The sequence below is a fragment of the Rhizobium sp. 57MFTsu3.2 genome (assembly GCF_012932765.1).
GTDB lineage: Bacteria > Pseudomonadota > Alphaproteobacteria > Rhizobiales > Rhizobiaceae > Rhizobium > Rhizobium altiplani.
Map to the genome: position 1 here is coordinate 1 of NZ_JDWI01000013.1, position 15221 is coordinate 15221.

A 15221-nucleotide genomic window follows, 5' to 3' on the forward strand; every position below is an offset into this window, starting at 1 on the left:
GGATGGAGGCCTATCTCTATTTCGATCTGCCGGAAAAGGCCCGCGTCGTGCATCTGATGGGAGAGCCGAACGAAACGCGCCACCTGATCGTCAAGAACGAGGAGGCGATCCTGTCGCCGGGTTGGTCCATCCATTCCGGTGTCGGCACATCAAGCTACACATTCATCTGGGCCATGGCCGGTGACAATGTCGACTATACCGACGTCGACCTTGTCGCCATCGAAGATCTTAGGTGAGGAGGGGGAATATGGCAGCGAGTGATCTTTTCGTGCCGGCCAAGGATGCCGAGTGGACCAGTCCGGAACCGGGCGTGACCCGTCGCATCATGGCCCACCTGCCTGAGATGATGATGGTCGAGGTCGTTTTCGAGAAGGACGCCGTCGGTGCGCTTCATTCCCATCACCACATCCAGGCAAGCTATGTGGCTGAGGGCAGTTTCGAGGTGACGATCGACGGCAGGACGGAAACCCTGCACCAGGGAGGCAGCTTCATCGTTCCCCCCGATCTGGTGCATGGGGTCAAGGCTCTCGAGAAGGGCCGCCTGATCGATACGTTTACGCCACATCGCGCCGAGTTTCTGAAGTGAGCCTGCTATGACCATGTTCGATCTTTCCGGGCAGGTGGCGGTCGTCACCGGTGCGAATACCGGCCTTGGCCAGGCAATCGCCGTGGCGCTGGCGGCGGCCGGCGCCTCGATCGTTGCCGTTGGCCGCTCATCGATGGACGAAACCGAGGCTGCAGTTCGCGAGATCGGTGCTGGCTTTCACGCCATCAAGGCCGATCTTGGATCGATCGAACCGACAAAGGCAATCGTCGACGAAACGGTAGCGACCTTTGGCAAGCTCGACATCCTGGTCAACAATGCCGGCATCATCCGCCGTGCCGATGCCATCGACTTCACGGAGGCCGATTGGGATGCGGTCATGGACATCAACCTGAAGAGCGTCTTCTTTCTGTCGCAGGCTGCCGCCCGGCATATGCTCGCGAGTGGCAGGGGCAAGATCATCAATATCGCCTCGCTATTGTCATTCCAGGGCGGCATCCGCATTCCCTCCTACACGGCCTCGAAGAGCGGGCTTGCCGGACTGACGCGTCTCTTGGCCTGCGAATGGGCGGGCAAAGGCATCAATGTCAATGCCATTGCTCCGGGCTATTTCGTGACCAACAACACGACCGCGCTTCGCGAGGATCGTGAGCGCAGCGCCGGCATTCTTGCCCGCATTCCGGCCGGCCATTGGGGCGATCCCGCGCAACTCGGTGGCGCAGCCGTGTTCCTGGCATCACAGGCGTCCGACTATGTCCACGGCATCGTCTTGCCTGTCGATGGCGGATGGCTGGCGAGATGACCGCACGACGTCCTTCGTGCAACTCACTGATCGGAGCGCTACGAGCGCGTCGACACGGACCTTAAAAGGTGTTCGAAAATTAGGGATCGCGGAGTTCCTTCCGATCGCTCGGTATAGTGGCGCCGATGCCGTCGAAGCCAGCGCGCCCGTTGACCGTAAGGTTGAAGCTGGTGGAAACGGCTGCGGTTTGATCGTCGGAGACCAATTCAGTTGCGAGAGTAATTCTATAGCTCCGACAACTCGAAAGCGTGTTAACTTCGCCCAATTGCAGTGATCCGAAGTTTCCGAGGAAGCCAACTTGCGGCGAAATGGAATTTTAGCGATTGCGTTCGGGCTGGCAATTTGCGCCGGAGCATTACCGCTATTGGCGGCCTTTTATATTTCTCGGGAACGCGCATTCGCACTGGAGCGCCAACACTTGGCCGATTACGCCGACTGGACGCTGCAGCGCGGTGACCTGAATATTTCCCGGGCTCGTGCAGCGTTGGACCTGCTCGCCTCTGAGCAGCGACAGACCTGCTCGCCTGATGACATCGCCCGCTTGCAGCAGTTGACGACGGATGCCCTCTCGGTGGAGGAAATCGCCATAACGAGCAGTGGGCGCGTGATCTGCAACACCTGGGGACTTGTTCGCAATGAGATGCGGCTCACTGAAAAGAGCATCCCACTGTCGGACGGATATTCCTTGCGTCTGAATGGAGGAGGCATCTCGACGCCCTCAAATGGCATGGTTGTTGTCAGCCACGGTGACTATCACGCACTGCTGAAGCGGGCACGACTGGTCGATGTCCTTCACGACACACCCATGCTGCTGGGTATTGCATCCCTGGACGGACAACCGATCGCTCTTTCTGGCGATGCCGACCCGGAACTTGTCTCGCGGCTGGTCAAAGAAGAAACCAGCGGCTTTAACGAAAGTGAAGTCTTTGCCTCCCGTCGAGGCAAGGATTTTGCCGCGTTTGCAATTTCCAACCGGAGCGTCGCCGACTGGCGTACCGACAGCGAACTCTGGAAGATGGTCCCGATCGGCGTCGGAATATCACTTGCTCTGATCGCTCTGATCGTTTGGGTATCGCGCCAGCGATTGTCACTCGCAGGCGAGCTTGCGACGGGTCTTCACAAGAAAGAGCTTCTCGCGCATTATCAACCAATCATCGAACTATCGAGTGGTCGATGCATCGGTGCTGAAGCCTTGGTACGGTGGCAAAAGCCCGATGGCACGTGGGTCAGACCAGACCTCTTCGTTCCTTTCGCAGAACAGAACGGAATGATCGGTCAAGTCACGGCGATCATGATCCAAAACGTCATCTTGAACATGAAAACGGCGCTCGCCGAGCATCGCGACATGCATGTTGCGATCAACATATCGCCGCAGGACCTGGAAAGCGGTCAGTTCCTGACATTGATCACCGACGAGATTCATGCGGCTGACGTGCAAGCGTCGCAGGTCTGGCTGGAGGTGACGGAGCGCGGCTTCATTCACGCCGACATTGCCCGGACCACCCTGGCGAAAGCGCGCGACGCCGGCCATGTGATCGCGATCGATGATTTCGGGACGGGATACTCCAGTCTGTCATTGCTCGAGAGCTTGCCCATCACGGTACTCAAAATTGACAAGTCCTTCGTCGACGCTATCGGTCGGAATGCCGCGACAAGCCTGGTTACACCTCATATCATCGAGATGGCCCATAGCCTGAAACTCAAGATGGTCGCGGAAGGTATCGAAACAGCTGAACAGGAAACGATCCTGCGTCAGTCCGGCGTTCAGTTCGGGCAAGGTTGGTTATACTCGAAAGCCCTCCCGTTCGAAGAATTCATTACATTCTATGAAAAGCGCAATGCCGGGCAAAAAACGGTGAGGAGATAAGTCACATGCGGCCGGGCGCACTTCGGCAGTAGATATCTCGCAGGCTGGAAAACCAAATCTGCGTATTTGAGTGCCGGCGGCGCGCGCCGACCGCGGCCAGTGACGCAGTCATCAAAAACGGCGGCGCCGCGCAGGTCACGGGCAGCGACACAAATTATGCTTGGATAGAAACGTCATTTTATGTTTGTTGATATCAGTGTCATCAATCATGGTTAGGTGATATCGATGCCGGCAGTTACTATTCACAATATTTCTGATGAAACACATCGCGGCCCACGCGTACGCGCGGCTCATCACGGACGCAGCACCGAGGCCGAAATTCGTGACATTATCGAGGCGGCGGTTCGCCCTTCTGAACGCATTAAGCTGGGCTCGCTATTAGCGGGCATTGGGCGCGACGCACCTCTCCAATTTGGACGTCGAAGCTCTGCAGCAGAATCGCGATGAGACACCTGCAGAACCGATGACTTTCGAATGATCCTGCTTGACACCAATGTGATATCGGAGCCTTGGAAGCCAGTTCCTGACCAGACCGTGGTTCGCTGAACTTCGTTTCGGTATCGCAGCCCCCGGGCAAACGGCAAACCATTCTTCACGATCCTCTCGAAGGTGAAGTGCTCCCGCATTTTTCCGCGCGTATCCTCCCCTTCGATCTCGCAACGTCGCAATTTACTCGGAACTGATGGTGCGGGCTCGAGTATCCGGAAAGGCTATCGCTAAGGCGGATCGATATATTGCAGCCACAGCAGCGGCCAACGGCCTTTCGGTTACAACACGCGATACAAGCACCTTCGAAGCCGTTGGATTGAAAGTTATTAATCCATGGCTTCGATAGAGATGCCGTAGCCTCGGGGGAACCCGTTCTATTCCCTTTAAGACCAAGATGCCTCGGGCAATAACAGCTTTGCGCCCCGATCTCAGCCGTTCAGACACTATGGTCAGTGTCCCAAAAGCCGCCATCGAGCTGAGCGCCATAAAACTCAAAGACGACAGCAACGCCAGCCATGCGGGCATGTCGATGGCGGCAGGTGTCACCCGGCACTGCCGGGTGACAGATCGTCCGGCCGACGTTGGGTGAAGGCCGCGGTCCGGTCGATGTCGTCAAGACCTGATGAACGCGAGCAGGTCGGGGTTGAGGACATCTGCATGTGTGGTCAGCATGCCATGGGGGTAGCCAGGATAGGTCTTCAGCGACCCGTTTTTGAGCAGGTCGACCGCACGCGGCACGGAACTTGCAAAGGGGACGACTTGATCGGCCTCACCATGCATCACCAACACCGGCACGGTGATCTTCTTGAGGTCTTCGGTATAATCTTCCAGCCAAGAGTCGACAGTCGCGTAGTGAGCCAGGGCACCACCGGCCATTCCCTGGCGCCACCAGTTCGCAATGATCGCCTCCGAAGGCTCGGCTCCGTCGAGGTTGTAACCGTAGAACGGGTTCTCAGGGACGAACCGGAAGAACTGCGACCGATTGCCCAGCACGCCCGCGCGGATCGCTTCGAACCACTCCGGCGGCTGACCGGACGGGTTTTCCTCGCTCCGGTACATGTTCGGGGTCAGGGAGGCGACCAGTATCGCCTTCGCGACGCGTTCCGGGTGGCGGGCGACATAGCGAGCCACCTCACCGCCACCTGTGGAGTGGCCGATGTGGATCGCCTCACGCAGGTTGAGGTGCTCGGTCAGGGCCGCGAGGTCGGCAACCCAGTGGTCCATGTCGTTGCCGGTGCCGGGCTGGTCGGACCGGCCGTGGCCGCGCCGGTCGTGGGCGATCACCCTGTAGCCGTGGCGAAGGAAGAAGGCCATCTGGGCGTCCCAGTCATCCGCCGACAGCGGCCAGCCGTGGCTGAAAACGATTGGCTGGCCTGAGCCCCAGTCCTTGTAGAAGATGTTTACGCCGTCCGTGGTAGTGATTGTAGGCATCGAGTCGCTCCATCTGCCCTGTTAAACATTCCTTTTTGGACACAGTTGATTGCGAAATACCTCCGGTGAGGCGCGTTCGATTATATCCCAAAATTGCGACGTTAATTAAATCTCCTTCTATCAAAGACAAATACCTTGTACGTTCGAGCTATGCCTTGAAGGTATAGCGAGGACCCGATGGAACTGAGGCATTTGCGCTATTTTGTTGCTGTTGCCGAGGAGGGAAGCTTATTGACCGCAGCCGAGCGAAGGCTACACACTTCCCAGCCCTCACTCAGCAGGCAAATTCGCGATCTGGAAACCGAAGTCGGTGTAAAACTGCTGGAACGGCAGCCGCGCGGCGTGACGCTTACCGCCGCCGGTAAAGTGTTTCTTGATCACGCACGGCTGGCGTTATTGCAAGTCGAGGCGGCTGCGGAAGGGGCTCGGCGGGCAGAACGGCCGGAAAAGCAGTCGTTCGTTATCGGTTTTCTCGCAGGACAAGAGGTCGTGTGGCTACCGCATGCATTGCGCATTATTCGTGAGGAAGCGCCGGAGGTTGAAATCATACTGTCCAGTCAGTCTTCCCCGGACCTTGCTCTGGCACTGATGCGTGGCAAGCTGGACGTCGCTTTCCTTCGCCCCGAGACGCAGAGTGTTGGTGTGTCCTTCAAGTTTTTAGCCAAGGAGCCACTGATCGCCGTACTGCCGGCGGACCATCGCTTGACGTCGCGCAAAAAGATCCGGCCGCAGGACCTTGCCCGCGAAACTTACGTCAGTTCGGCCAGAATTTCTCCCGTATTGCAATCCGTGATCCAAGACTACGCGTCGAACGTCGGGATCACCCTCAAGGCAGAGTACGAGGGTGACGGCCTACCTTCAGCAATGTCGCTCGTCGTGTCTACCGGTGGAATAACGCTTATTCCGCTTTATGCGCAAAATATGCTGACGCCAAATGTCGTCGCTAGAGCGCTAGAGGGTGTGCCTCCGACAATTGATCTCACCTTAGGATACAACGATTCAAATTCCTCACCTTTGCTCCGCCGATTTTTGTCTCGTTCTGATGAATTAGTCGCCAACGTACAAAATCAGAGCATCATCCGCTATGCCGAAGTTCCATAGCAGAGATCAAGCTCATGCGATTTCTTCTTCTTGGCGTGCTCGCGAATTTTTGGCTAATGTCTGCAATCAAAGGCGAGGCCGAACGTTCCGGCCATTCGGGAGGGCCCGCCCTGAGCAAGCTTTAGCGCAAATGCTCTGCATCGGCCGGGCCCTTGAGCTCGTCTGCGATCCATGTGAGCGAAGCTCCATGCGGGTCGGTCCAGGCTACAGGAGAGCGGTTCACAGATAGGAGGAAGCGCCCGGGTGGCCAGCTTGTTCCTGCTCGCGTGGCGATGGACGGGAATGCGCGGGGGAACTCGTTCGATACCCAATACGGAGCGAGACGCATCGCCTGTTCGGCGAAAGCCTCTCTGTCTGCGAGGTCGGAGATGTAGTCGAGAACGGCCGTGTGAAAGACGACAAGGGTGGCGTCCTTTGGAGCTTCGCTGCAGAGCCGAACGAACTCGCTCCCACGCAGGTCACCCTTCACGATCCGTGGCTTGACCGTGGCGGCGATTTTCACGGCGGCCTGCAGATTGGCAAGCCGTTCCGTCTGCTCTGGCCAGACCAGCGTCTCAAGCCATGCGACTTGCGCAGGATCTGACGCATCGATCGGACTCAGGTCCAACCCCGCCCGCCAGACGACATGTGGTGCGGCCGTCGGCAATGGGGTCATCTCGCTGGCGGAGCAACGGAACACGGGCGGCTCCAAGGCCATCACGGGTGCGCGGATCGCCTTGTGGCCGTAGTCGTAGCCATAGAGGTCGGGCATGAGGCAGAGCCCTGCGGAGGTCCCGACTTCGAGGAGCGCCAGCGGCTGCGGCAATCGCGCCAGGACGGGGAGCAGCGAAGCGCACCTTCCTGGTTCGTTGGTTTGTGTCGAACGCCGGAGCATCAGCGAACGGACAGCGTCGGGATGGGCCAGGAGCACCTGTCGGAACTCGGTCCAGCCCGTCGGCGTGCCGAACAGGTGACGCACCGCCGCAAGCAGAAGGTTCGGTTGCCTTTTCATGTCCGGCAGGGTCGATAGGAAGCTGAGGGTCTCCCGGTCTGCCGCAACCGCACGAGCTAACGCCTCGTAGAGCGGCGAACGGCCGAGGGCTTCTGCGTCGGCGAAGCGAACATACCGAGCTGAGATCTCAGCCAAGCCCTCCTCGTCCATATCAGCTGATCCTCGATTTCGACGTCGGGCACAGTACATGACCTTCGGATCTAATGGCAGTCAAACATGGACTACCGATACGCGGCGGTCGAATGACCAAGGCTCTTCTCGTGTGCCTAAAGCCGCAAGGAAGTGTTCGCGCTAAAGGTGGAACCGCTATAAAGCCAGTTCCACTGGGACAGGCTGCGCTGTCGGCTGACTCACCCACCCCCCGACACGCGGCGGCATTGCGGCGGCGGCAGTGGGGAATTTTACTTTGACACTTAGGAGGTGCGGACGAATTCTTGGACCAACAGGAGATAGTTCATGTATTCGTACGAAGACCGTATGACGGCCGTGCAGCTCTACATCAAGCTTGGTAAACACGTGAAGGCCACGATCCGTCAGTTGGGCTGCCCGGCGAAGAATGCACTCAAGCATTGGTGTCGCGAGTACGAACGTGGTCACGACTTGCCGGCGGGCTATCTACGCACCAAACAACGGTATCCGGATGAGCAGAAGCGGATTGCCGTCGAGCACTATCTGAGCCATGGCCGTTGCCTGGCATGGACGATGAAGGCGCTTGGCTACCGTTGCAGTCGTCGAACAATCTTGAAAGCGTAGTCTTGCCTGAGCCATTTTCGCCGAACACGACATTGAAGCGCTCGAACGCGGGTAGCCCGGCGTCCCAGGCGTAGTCCGAGAAGACACCCAGGTTTTTGACGCGGTTGATCTTTAAAAACACTTCGCCTTCTTTTCGTCTTCTTCATCACGCGTGGCTTAGTACTCGCCGATTCCCAATACTGTTGCCAGTCGTTCGGTCAGTCTCGCTCTTGTACTACCATTGAGCTTATCAAGATTTTGTTGCTTGAATCTCACCGCCGGCAAGTCTGCCGCCCCGGCCAGTCCGAGTTTGTCCCAGTCTGGCGCGCCCTTTTTGAATCCGACCAAAAACTCGCGGTGCGGCATCGGCATTGCGCCGATTAGGGTTTCAACGAGTTGCGCGCGCGCATCGAGAAGGTCGGCGAGCGGAACATCATTCACGGCCATGCCTTCAAAATTCTTCTCGTATTCAGCCGTGATGTCCTTCTGGCCAGACGTGATCACTTCGGCGATGGGTCTCCCATGGCTGATGAGATAGACAATAAAGCCTTGGCGCAGTTCGTCGCTGATCCCTTCATTGACCAGCAAATCCCTGATATCGAAAAGATCGCGCGGATGCTGCCGGTCGAGAGCCGCCATTATCTTGCCGGCGTATAAGTCAGCGAACGAAACGACCTGGATTTCCGCAAAACCGAACTCCTCTTCGACTGCTGCTGACACAGTCCTCATCCCGGGCGCAAAGACGCAGCCGCGCAGAACGGGCGTGACTTCGATCTTGATCTGCGTACGGTTCCTGTCCTGAACGACAAGGCGCGTCAGGCTGCCGTCGTTCTGGCGGCTTTCAAAGACGCGCAGGCTTGCAACCGAATCTTCGACCCGTTTCTTGATCCGCAGGAGCGCGGATTCGATGGCGGCCAGCGATTCATCGCGCGGCATGACCGGCAGGAATGTAAGGTCGATATCGACCGAGAGGCGCGGCATATCGCGGACAAACAGATTGATGGCGGTGCCGCCCTTGAGGGCAAAGTCCTTTTCCTCGGCAACAGCAGGGATCGTCTGTACCAGCAGAGCGACCTGCTGGCGGTACCGTTCATTGACCGGCATACAATTCCTCCGGAACGGTGATTAGATAGGTCGGATCCAGGCGTCCGCCCGGCACGAGCATCCGCTTGCCGGTTCCCAGATTGATGGCCTCCTTATTGAGGTGCTTTCGCCACGGATGGTTATGGCGGTCCGCGAAGAAGAAGAACAGGCGCTTCACCTTGATGCTCTTGCAGTCAAGCAGCAGCTTTTGCAGTCTCCGGGGGCTGAGGGTTGTGAGCCCTTCCATGATTTTGTCGGCCCGATCAAAACTCTCGTGGCTTGGCAGTCCGTCCAGCATTTCAAGGACGGCCCGCTCGGGGGTTGATAGCGTCAGTGGCCAGTCCCACTGCCCCCACGGCATGACGCGGAATGACCGGCCCTGCGGGCTTTCGTCGCCGGTTTGGCTGCTGTCTTTCAGATTCCAGCCAAGACTTGTCAGTCCAAAATGGATCGGTTCATTGCGAAACAGCGCGCCACTATTGTGAGAGACGAATGCGATCTGCAGCGGCAGCTTGTTGAGCCAGGTGGGCGAGTCTTCCGGGCCGTATAGATGGACCTCTTGCTCGTCCCGTCTGAGATAATGGGAGAAGCCGTGAAGCGTGAGTGCCGTCCCACCACCGACCAGGAGGGGCTTCATGAGCAGGGTTTGCAGCGAAATGACGACGTGCTCCCACAGGAGTTTGCCGCCGGGCTTGCGATAGACGCCGTGCGTCAATCGCTCCAGCCAGCCATTCGTGACGTACTTGCGGCACAGCTGTGCGGAGTAGCCCCGTGCCTTCAGCCACGCCGAGTCCACGACAAGCCCCTCGGGTAACTCACGCTGCAGATGGTTTAGCTTTCCCGAAAAATCTTTACTCATGGTTTATATTATAGGCAATATCCAAACCATCAGTCAAGTTTAGATTTTCCCTGATTTATAAACCAAAAGGCGACATTTATAACCTTCTCCAAACCTCCCAACTTTATGGGAATTTGAGCCTGCTTGGCCTTGAGCCGTCCGTCACTCTCACGATCCGTGGCTTGACCGTGGCGGCGATTTTCACGGCGGCCTGCAGATTGGCAAGCCGTTCCGTCTGCTCTGGCCAGACCAGCGTCTCAAGCCATGCGACTTGCGCAGGATCTGACGCATCGATCGGACTCAGGTCCAACCCCGCCCGCCAGACGACATGTGGTGCGGCCGTCGGCAATGGGGTCCGTAGTCGTAGCCATAGAGATCGGGCATGAGGCAGAGCCCTGCGGAGGTCCCGACTTCGAGGAGCGCCAGCGGCTGTGGCAATCGCGCCAGGACGGGGAGTAGCGAAGCGCACCTTCCTGGTTCGTTGGTTTGTGTCGAACGCTCGAGCATCAGCGAACGAACAGCGTCGGGATGGGCCAGGAGCACCCGTCGGAACTCGGTCCAGCCCGTCGGCGTGCCGAACAGGTGACGCACCGCCGCAAGCAGAAGGTTCGGTTGCCTTTTCATGTCCGGNAGNGTCGATAGGAAGCNGAGGGTCTCCCGGTCTGCCGCAACCGCACGAGCTAACGCCTCGTAGAGCGGCGAACGGCCGAGGGCTTCTGCGTCGGCGAAGCGAACATACCGAGCTGAGATCTCAGCCAAGCCCTCCTCGTCCATGTCCGCTGATCCTCGATTTCGACGTTTGGCACAGTACACGGTCTTAGGATCTAATTGCAGGCAAATATGGACTTCGGATGCGCAAGGCAAAGGCCCGCCGGCTAAAAGATCGCCGATGCAAAAACTCCAGGTTCTTCGAAAAGGAGGTTTCCTACCTGATGTGATCGCCAGACTTGCTGCGCAGTTGGCGGGACGACTCCAGTCGGCGGCAGGCGAATTTTTGCAGGCTGTAGTGGCAACTGCTTCTAATCCTGCGGACACTCAGACGGCGATCGCGGTCGGAGACCGAAGTTACGGCAACGGCGACCGCTCGGATGGTGTCGCCGAGGATAAGTGCGCGACAACCGTTCAACACGCGTAACGCTCGGTCATCGAGGACGGTGTGGGTGCATAATTGGATTTAGAAGAGGACAACGTTCTTTCCGAATTCGAAGCGCTCGTCCGCCAAGCACGACAACTTGAAAGAAAGCAGCAACTCGAGGCTCAGAGCCATGGTGCTTGACGCATCTTATGAAGCATCCGTAAATCGGTAGTTCACTCTCGAGTAAATCTGTTCAAATCCGGTTGCGATGAGATTCGCGTGAGAGATGTTCGGCTCTTGGGCCGACGGCTGGGCGGTTTCGACGACGAATGTCTGGACGCCCTGACGGGCGCCATGATTTAGACGCGCAGCAATAAGAGCCTTCTGCGCGCCGCGATTACGAAATTCGGGAACTGTCGCGCCGCCGCCGAGCCATGCAAAGTTGCCTGACGCGTACATCGCACCTGTCGCTATCGGCTTGCCGCCTAGCTCAGCGAAAAAGCAAGTCCAACCTTCTTTCCCGACGATTGCAGACCAGAGCGGTATCAGCTTTACTGGAAAGTTAAATCCGGCACACATCATCGAACCGAAAATTTCGGCTTCGTCTATATTTACCTCTCGGGTGGTGACTTCTCCAGCGTGGGCGAGCGGAGCGGCTGGAGCTGCTCGTCGCAGCTTTGCCCATCCGTTCCCCTCAGGAAACAGGCCTCGTGTCCTTATCCAATCGAGTACCTGAAGAGGAACGACGTCGGTGTTCATTTGCAAATAGCGGCGGCCTGTCTTTTTGGTCATCCATTCGTAGGCCTTTTCGACGTCATCGAGCGCGGCAAGACCAAGAATGCGGTTGAGACCAATTGCGGGCGCTGAGGGCAGCGATATTGCGCAACCTGCACCCAGCTGCATGCAACAAAACTCAGCCTCGTCCACGACCGTCTGCGGTGCGATCATGAACAGGTCAACAAATGCTCTCACCTCAATGATATCTTCTTCGGGCACAAGTTGGCGCGAGTTTATTAGACGATCCATGGCAGTGTCCTTGAAAATTTCGATAAGACAGCGAGGAGGCGCCGCGGTTCGGCCAGGCTGGGGACGAACGCCGGCTACTGCAACGGCAGCTAGGTGAGGAAATTCACGATCGCAGCGGCGACTTCAAAGGCATGCGTCTCTAGTGCAAAATGCCCTGTATCGACGAAGCGAATCTCGGCATTCGGCAGGTCCCGTTTGAAGGCTTCTGCGCCGGCAGGTAGAAAGAATGGATCCTTGTCGCCCCAGATAGCCAAAAACTTCGGCTGGTTCTGGCGTAAATAGCGTTGGAACATCGGATATAGAGCGACATTGCTCGCGTAATCGAGTGCAATGTCGAGCTGGATTTCTTCAGCGTCCGGGCGCGCCATGAAGAAGGCATCGAGCGAATACCCGTCGGGAGACACCGTTGATAAGTCGGAAACGCCGTGTTCGTATTGCCAACGAATGGCGGGAGGTCTCATGATTTCCCGTAGTGCGTCCCGATTGGCCTCCGTCGGCTCGGACCAGTATCGCTTTATCGGGTTCCAGACGTCGCTCAACCCTTCTTCGTAGGCATTGCCATTTTGGGAGATAATCGCGGTCACCCGCTCGGGATACTCCATCGCGATGCGGAAGCCGATCGGTGCACCGATATCGAAAGCGTAGAGCGTAAATCGCTCGAAGCCCAAAACCTCAATGAACCTTTTTACGCAGTGGGCAAGATTGTCGAAGGTGTAGGCGAAATTTTCACGCGAGGGCGCCTGTGACTGACCGAACCCCGGTATATCCGGCGCGATCAAGTGGAACCGATCGGCGAGCAGTGGCATGAGATCACGAAACATGTGGCTTGAAGACGGAAAACCGTGCAGCAACAGCAGGATCGGTTTTGTTGGCTCCCCGGCTTGCCGATAGAACATCTCGCAACCGTCGATATTGATGCGGTGGTAGGTCGAACGCTTCATCTTGTCCTCGCTTTAAAAGCTAAAATCGCTGAGGCAGGGGTGTTCATCCGGTCGCCGGCCAAGCGGCCAGTGGAAGCGTCGATCCGCGGCAAGGATCGGCAAATCGTTGATGCAAGCGAAGCGTTTTTGCATGAGCCCATCGGCTCCGAACTCCCAATTTTCGTTCCCGTATGACCGAAACCAACTACCGCTGTCGTCATGCCATTCATAGGCAAAGCGAACCGCGATGCGATTGCCGGTAAAGGCCCAAAGCTCCTTGATCAGTCGATATTCGAGCTCGCGTTGCCATTTCCGGGTTAGAAAGCCAACGATCGCTTCGCGGCCGGTTACAAATTCCGAGCGGTTGCGCCACTGGCTGTCCTTGCTATAGGCCAGCGCTACCTTTTCGGGGTTGCTACTATTCCAGCCATCCTCGGCAAGTCGAACCTTTTCTGTTGCTGAAGCCGTTGAAAACGGAGGCAAAGGTGGACTTGTGGCGTCCATTATTTTTCTCCCAAGGCGGCGGCGAGCCGGGCACGCAGCTCTGTATTTTCCGATTCCAGTTGACCCAAACGCTCGCGCAACGGTGTCACCGCTTTCTCCACCTCGCCTTCGGTGTAGCGGGGGGTGATGTGCTGAGGGCAATTCCAGTCGAAAGCCTCCAGGCGTAGCCGTAAAATCCGCTCGGCCTTCGCCCGGTAGCCAGCATCGAAAACAAGGTCGGTCAGTGCCGGGTCGGCATCGAGTGCCAGCGTCTCGACATGCATATAGATCTTGAGACGGGCGCGTCGCGGATAATCGACTAAAAAGAGACAGGCCCGGTCGTTTGCGACAAAGTTGCCGGTGCTGATATATTGGCGGTTACCCCGGTAGTCGGCGAAAGCCAGCGTCTTGTTGTCGACGGCTTTGAGAAAGCCCTGCGGTCCACCGCGATGCTGGACATAGGGCCAGTCGGTTTCCGACACAGAGGCGATATAGAAGCTGTCTCGTGCGGCGATGAAGGCAAGTTCACTCTCGGTGAAACTATCAGACGCGCAATGGTGCTCGCCTAACCATATCTGATCAGCACCCATTTCAGCTTGGGCCTGCCGCACATTCGGAGTGATTGCAACTTCCAAAAAATGGTAAGGCATGGGTGCCTCCAAATTCGAAATATAGTATCCGCTATTCAGCGGTGCGACCTCGATTTGGCGGAGCTTCGGTCACGCCGCCGGCGACCATGGCTAGTCACTTCTTGGCGACGTTGCGATCCAGGAAGTCGTTGATAAGGGGAGCAGCGACATCCAACTTTTCTTCGAGCAAAAAATGACCTGAGTTCAGGATATGGATTTCTGCATCCGGTAGATCCTTGAGGTAAGGATGAGCGCCTGCCTCGGGAAAGATAAAATCGTTCTTGCCCCAGACGATGAGCGTGGGTGGCTTGCGCTCACGAAAGAAACGTTGGAAGTCAGGATACAGCGGCACGTTGGTTCGGTAATCGTACAGCATATCGAGCTGGATGTCCTTGTTCCCAGGGCGATCCAGAAGGGCTTGGTCGTGAACCCAGTTGTCCGGGCTAATGCGCGACACGTCTTCCATGCCGTCGGTGTACTGGAACTTGGTGGTTTCGAGCGTGAGCAAGCCGGAGAGCGCTTCGCGGCTCTTTGCTGATCCATCGGACCAGTAGGTCTTGATGGGATCCCAGAATTCCTTCAGTCCTTCATCATAGGCATTGCCGTTCTGGATGATCAGGCCGCTGACCCGTTCCGGATGCTTCAGCGCCAGGCGATAGCCGACGGGCGCACCATAATCCATGACGTACATCGCGTAGCTCTTGGCTTCCAGACGAACCATCAGCTTGTCGACGATGTCAACGGTCGCGGCAAACGTATAGGCATACGTACTGCGATCGGGAGTGGCGCTTTGCCCGTAGCCCGGATAATCCGGCGCGACGACATGGTACCGGTCTGCAAGAAGCGGAATCAGATTCCGGAACATATGAGACGATGTGGGAAAGCCATGAAGCAGCAGCACGACCGGAGCGTCGGCCGGACCGGCTTCCCGGTAGAAGATATCGAGGCCATCGATCTTTGCAGTTCGGTAGTGGATGGGAACCAGAGCCTCGCGAACATCTGTCGTGGCCTGCGCGGGAAACGCGGACACAACTGTTGCGGCAGTCATGCTGGCGGTCGCCAGCATCAGGCACATAATCAAGCTACGCATGATAGTCTCCTCATAAGTCGAGATGAAACGAAAATTCTGAATGAGGGTTGCTTTGGCCGTACTTGCCGAGCAATTGCCCGCGATAAACAACGTACCGGAGGCGACAGCCGGACGTGTCAG

14 protein-coding genes and 5 pseudogenes are annotated in these 15221 nt (G+C 57.3%); 8 read left to right on the forward strand and 11 right to left on the reverse strand.

Features of this window, described 5'->3' with window-relative positions; all coding sequences use genetic code 11:
• The 6 genes and pseudogenes from AF71_RS15285 to AF71_RS31700 form a co-directional block, all read left to right on the forward strand.
• A partial coding sequence (locus AF71_RS15285) for a 5-deoxy-glucuronate isomerase (RefSeq protein ID WP_210258280.1) occupies positions 1-236 on the forward strand: 236 nt, incomplete at its 5' end.
• Between the two features lie 11 nt (positions 237-247).
• A complete protein-coding gene (locus AF71_RS15290; RefSeq protein ID WP_169681941.1) occupies positions 248-586 on the forward strand; it encodes a cupin domain-containing protein in 339 nt (112 codons plus the stop codon).
• Positions 587-593: 7 nt separating this feature from the next.
• Positions 594-1346 (forward strand): 2-dehydro-3-deoxy-D-gluconate 5-dehydrogenase KduD, encoded by a 753-nt coding sequence (gene kduD, locus AF71_RS15295; RefSeq protein ID WP_169681943.1) that lies wholly within the window; start codon positions 594-596, stop codon positions 1344-1346.
• A 418-nt stretch (positions 1347-1764) separates the two neighbouring features.
• Positions 1765-3213 carry an EAL domain-containing protein gene (locus tag AF71_RS15300; RefSeq protein WP_169681945.1) on the forward strand — a complete coding sequence of 483 codons (1449 nt, stop codon included), beginning with the start codon at positions 1765-1767 and terminating at the stop codon, positions 3211-3213.
• 225 nt (positions 3214-3438) lie between these two features.
• Positions 3439-3691, forward strand: a pseudogene (locus tag AF71_RS31695) (plasmid stabilization protein).
• Positions 3688-4048, forward strand: a pseudogene (locus tag AF71_RS31700) (PIN domain-containing protein). Before AF71_RS31695 ends, AF71_RS31700 begins: the two co-directional pseudogenes overlap by 4 nt.
• 266 nt (positions 4049-4314) lie before the next feature.
• On the opposite strand, the gene AF71_RS15315 reads toward AF71_RS31700, so the two are convergent.
• Positions 4315-5133 carry an alpha/beta hydrolase gene (locus AF71_RS15315; RefSeq protein WP_169681947.1) on the reverse strand — a complete coding sequence of 273 codons (819 nt, stop codon included), beginning with the start codon at positions 5131-5133 and terminating at the stop codon, positions 4315-4317.
• Between the two features lie 177 nt (positions 5134-5310).
• Here AF71_RS15315 and AF71_RS15320 point away from each other — a divergent pair, with 177 nt between their 5' ends.
• Positions 5311-6234 carry a LysR family transcriptional regulator gene (locus AF71_RS15320; RefSeq protein ID WP_169681949.1) on the forward strand — a complete coding sequence of 308 codons (924 nt, stop codon included), beginning with the start codon at positions 5311-5313 and terminating at the stop codon, positions 6232-6234.
• A 121-nt stretch (positions 6235-6355) separates the two neighbouring features.
• On the opposite strand, the gene AF71_RS15325 is transcribed toward AF71_RS15320, so the two are convergent.
• On the reverse strand, positions 6356-7360 hold the full coding sequence (locus AF71_RS15325; protein WP_246733663.1) for a DUF2332 domain-containing protein: 1005 nt from the start codon (positions 7358-7360) through the stop codon (positions 6356-6358).
• Between the two features lie 321 nt (positions 7361-7681).
• Here AF71_RS15325 and AF71_RS31705 point away from each other — a divergent pair.
• Positions 7682-7945 (forward strand): annotated as a pseudogene (locus AF71_RS31705) (transposase); the annotation flags it as partial.
• Between the two features lie 46 nt (positions 7946-7991).
• Here AF71_RS31705 and AF71_RS31710 read toward each other — a convergent pair.
• The 9 genes and pseudogenes from AF71_RS31710 to AF71_RS15370 form a co-directional block, all read right to left on the reverse strand.
• Positions 7992-8099: pseudogene (locus tag AF71_RS31710) on the reverse strand (hypothetical protein); the annotation flags it as partial.
• Positions 8100-8134: 35 nt separating this feature from the next.
• Positions 8135-9061: a nucleotidyl transferase AbiEii/AbiGii toxin family protein gene (locus tag AF71_RS15335; protein WP_169681954.1), complete on the reverse strand. Its 927-nt coding sequence runs from the start codon at positions 9059-9061 to the stop codon at positions 8135-8137.
• Complete coding sequence (locus AF71_RS15340) at positions 9048-9899, reverse strand: type IV toxin-antitoxin system AbiEi family antitoxin domain-containing protein (RefSeq protein WP_169681956.1); 852 nt, start codon at positions 9897-9899, stop codon at positions 9048-9050. Before AF71_RS15340 ends, AF71_RS15335 begins: the two co-directional genes overlap by 14 nt.
• Before the next feature lie 180 nt (positions 9900-10079).
• Positions 10080-10652 (reverse strand): annotated as a pseudogene (locus AF71_RS15345) (DUF2332 family protein).
• A 508-nt stretch (positions 10653-11160) separates the two neighbouring features.
• A complete protein-coding gene (locus AF71_RS15350; RefSeq protein WP_169681957.1) occupies positions 11161-11979 on the reverse strand; it encodes a GNAT family N-acetyltransferase in 819 nt (272 codons plus the stop codon).
• Positions 11980-12068: 89 nt separating this feature from the next.
• On the reverse strand, positions 12069-12920 hold the full coding sequence (locus AF71_RS15355) for an alpha/beta hydrolase (RefSeq protein WP_169681958.1): 852 nt from the start codon (positions 12918-12920) through the stop codon (positions 12069-12071).
• A 12-nt stretch (positions 12921-12932) separates the two neighbouring features.
• A complete protein-coding gene (locus tag AF71_RS15360) occupies positions 12933-13403 on the reverse strand; it encodes a nuclear transport factor 2 family protein (RefSeq protein ID WP_169681960.1) in 471 nt (156 codons plus the stop codon).
• Positions 13403-14032: a pyridoxamine 5'-phosphate oxidase family protein gene (locus AF71_RS15365; RefSeq protein ID WP_169681962.1), complete on the reverse strand. Its 630-nt coding sequence runs from the start codon at positions 14030-14032 to the stop codon at positions 13403-13405. The genes AF71_RS15360 and AF71_RS15365 overlap by 1 nt, the downstream gene beginning before the upstream one ends.
• A 94-nt stretch (positions 14033-14126) precedes the next feature.
• The gene (locus AF71_RS15370) at positions 14127-15101 is read right to left on the reverse strand and encodes an alpha/beta hydrolase (RefSeq protein WP_169682067.1); all 975 of its coding nucleotides are present in this window, start codon (positions 15099-15101) and stop codon (positions 14127-14129) included.
• Positions 15102-15221: the final 120 nt, after the last annotated feature.

Excerpts from the sequence above, each read along its gene's own strand:
- AF71_RS15290 (WP_169681941.1), top strand. The coding sequence starts at position 248 with ATGGCAGCGAGTGATCTTTTCGTGCCGGCCAAGGATGCCGAGTGGACC.
- kduD (WP_169681943.1), top strand. The coding sequence starts at position 594 with ATGACCATGTTCGATCTTTCCGGGCAGGTGGCGGTCGTCACCGGTGCG.
- AF71_RS15315 (WP_169681947.1), bottom strand. The coding sequence starts at position 5,133 with ATGCCTACAATCACTACCACGGACGGCGTAAACATCTTCTACAAGGAC.
- AF71_RS15320 (WP_169681949.1), top strand. The coding sequence starts at position 5,311 with ATGGAACTGAGGCATTTGCGCTATTTTGTTGCTGTTGCCGAGGAGGGA.
- AF71_RS15335 (WP_169681954.1), bottom strand. The coding sequence starts at position 9,061 with ATGCCGGTCAATGAACGGTACCGCCAGCAGGTCGCTCTGCTGGTACAG.
- AF71_RS15340 (WP_169681956.1), bottom strand. The coding sequence starts at position 9,899 with ATGAGTAAAGATTTTTCGGGAAAGCTAAACCATCTGCAGCGTGAGTTA.
- AF71_RS15350 (WP_169681957.1), bottom strand. The coding sequence starts at position 11,979 with ATGGATCGTCTAATAAACTCGCGCCAACTTGTGCCCGAAGAAGATATC.
- AF71_RS15355 (WP_169681958.1), bottom strand. The coding sequence starts at position 12,920 with ATGAAGCGTTCGACCTACCACCGCATCAATATCGACGGTTGCGAGATG.
- AF71_RS15360 (WP_169681960.1), bottom strand. The coding sequence starts at position 13,403 with ATGGACGCCACAAGTCCACCTTTGCCTCCGTTTTCAACGGCTTCAGCA.
- AF71_RS15365 (WP_169681962.1), bottom strand. The coding sequence starts at position 14,032 with ATGCCTTACCATTTTTTGGAAGTTGCAATCACTCCGAATGTGCGGCAG.
- AF71_RS15370 (WP_169682067.1), bottom strand. The coding sequence starts at position 15,101 with ATGCGTAGCTTGATTATGTGCCTGATGCTGGCGACCGCCAGCATGACT.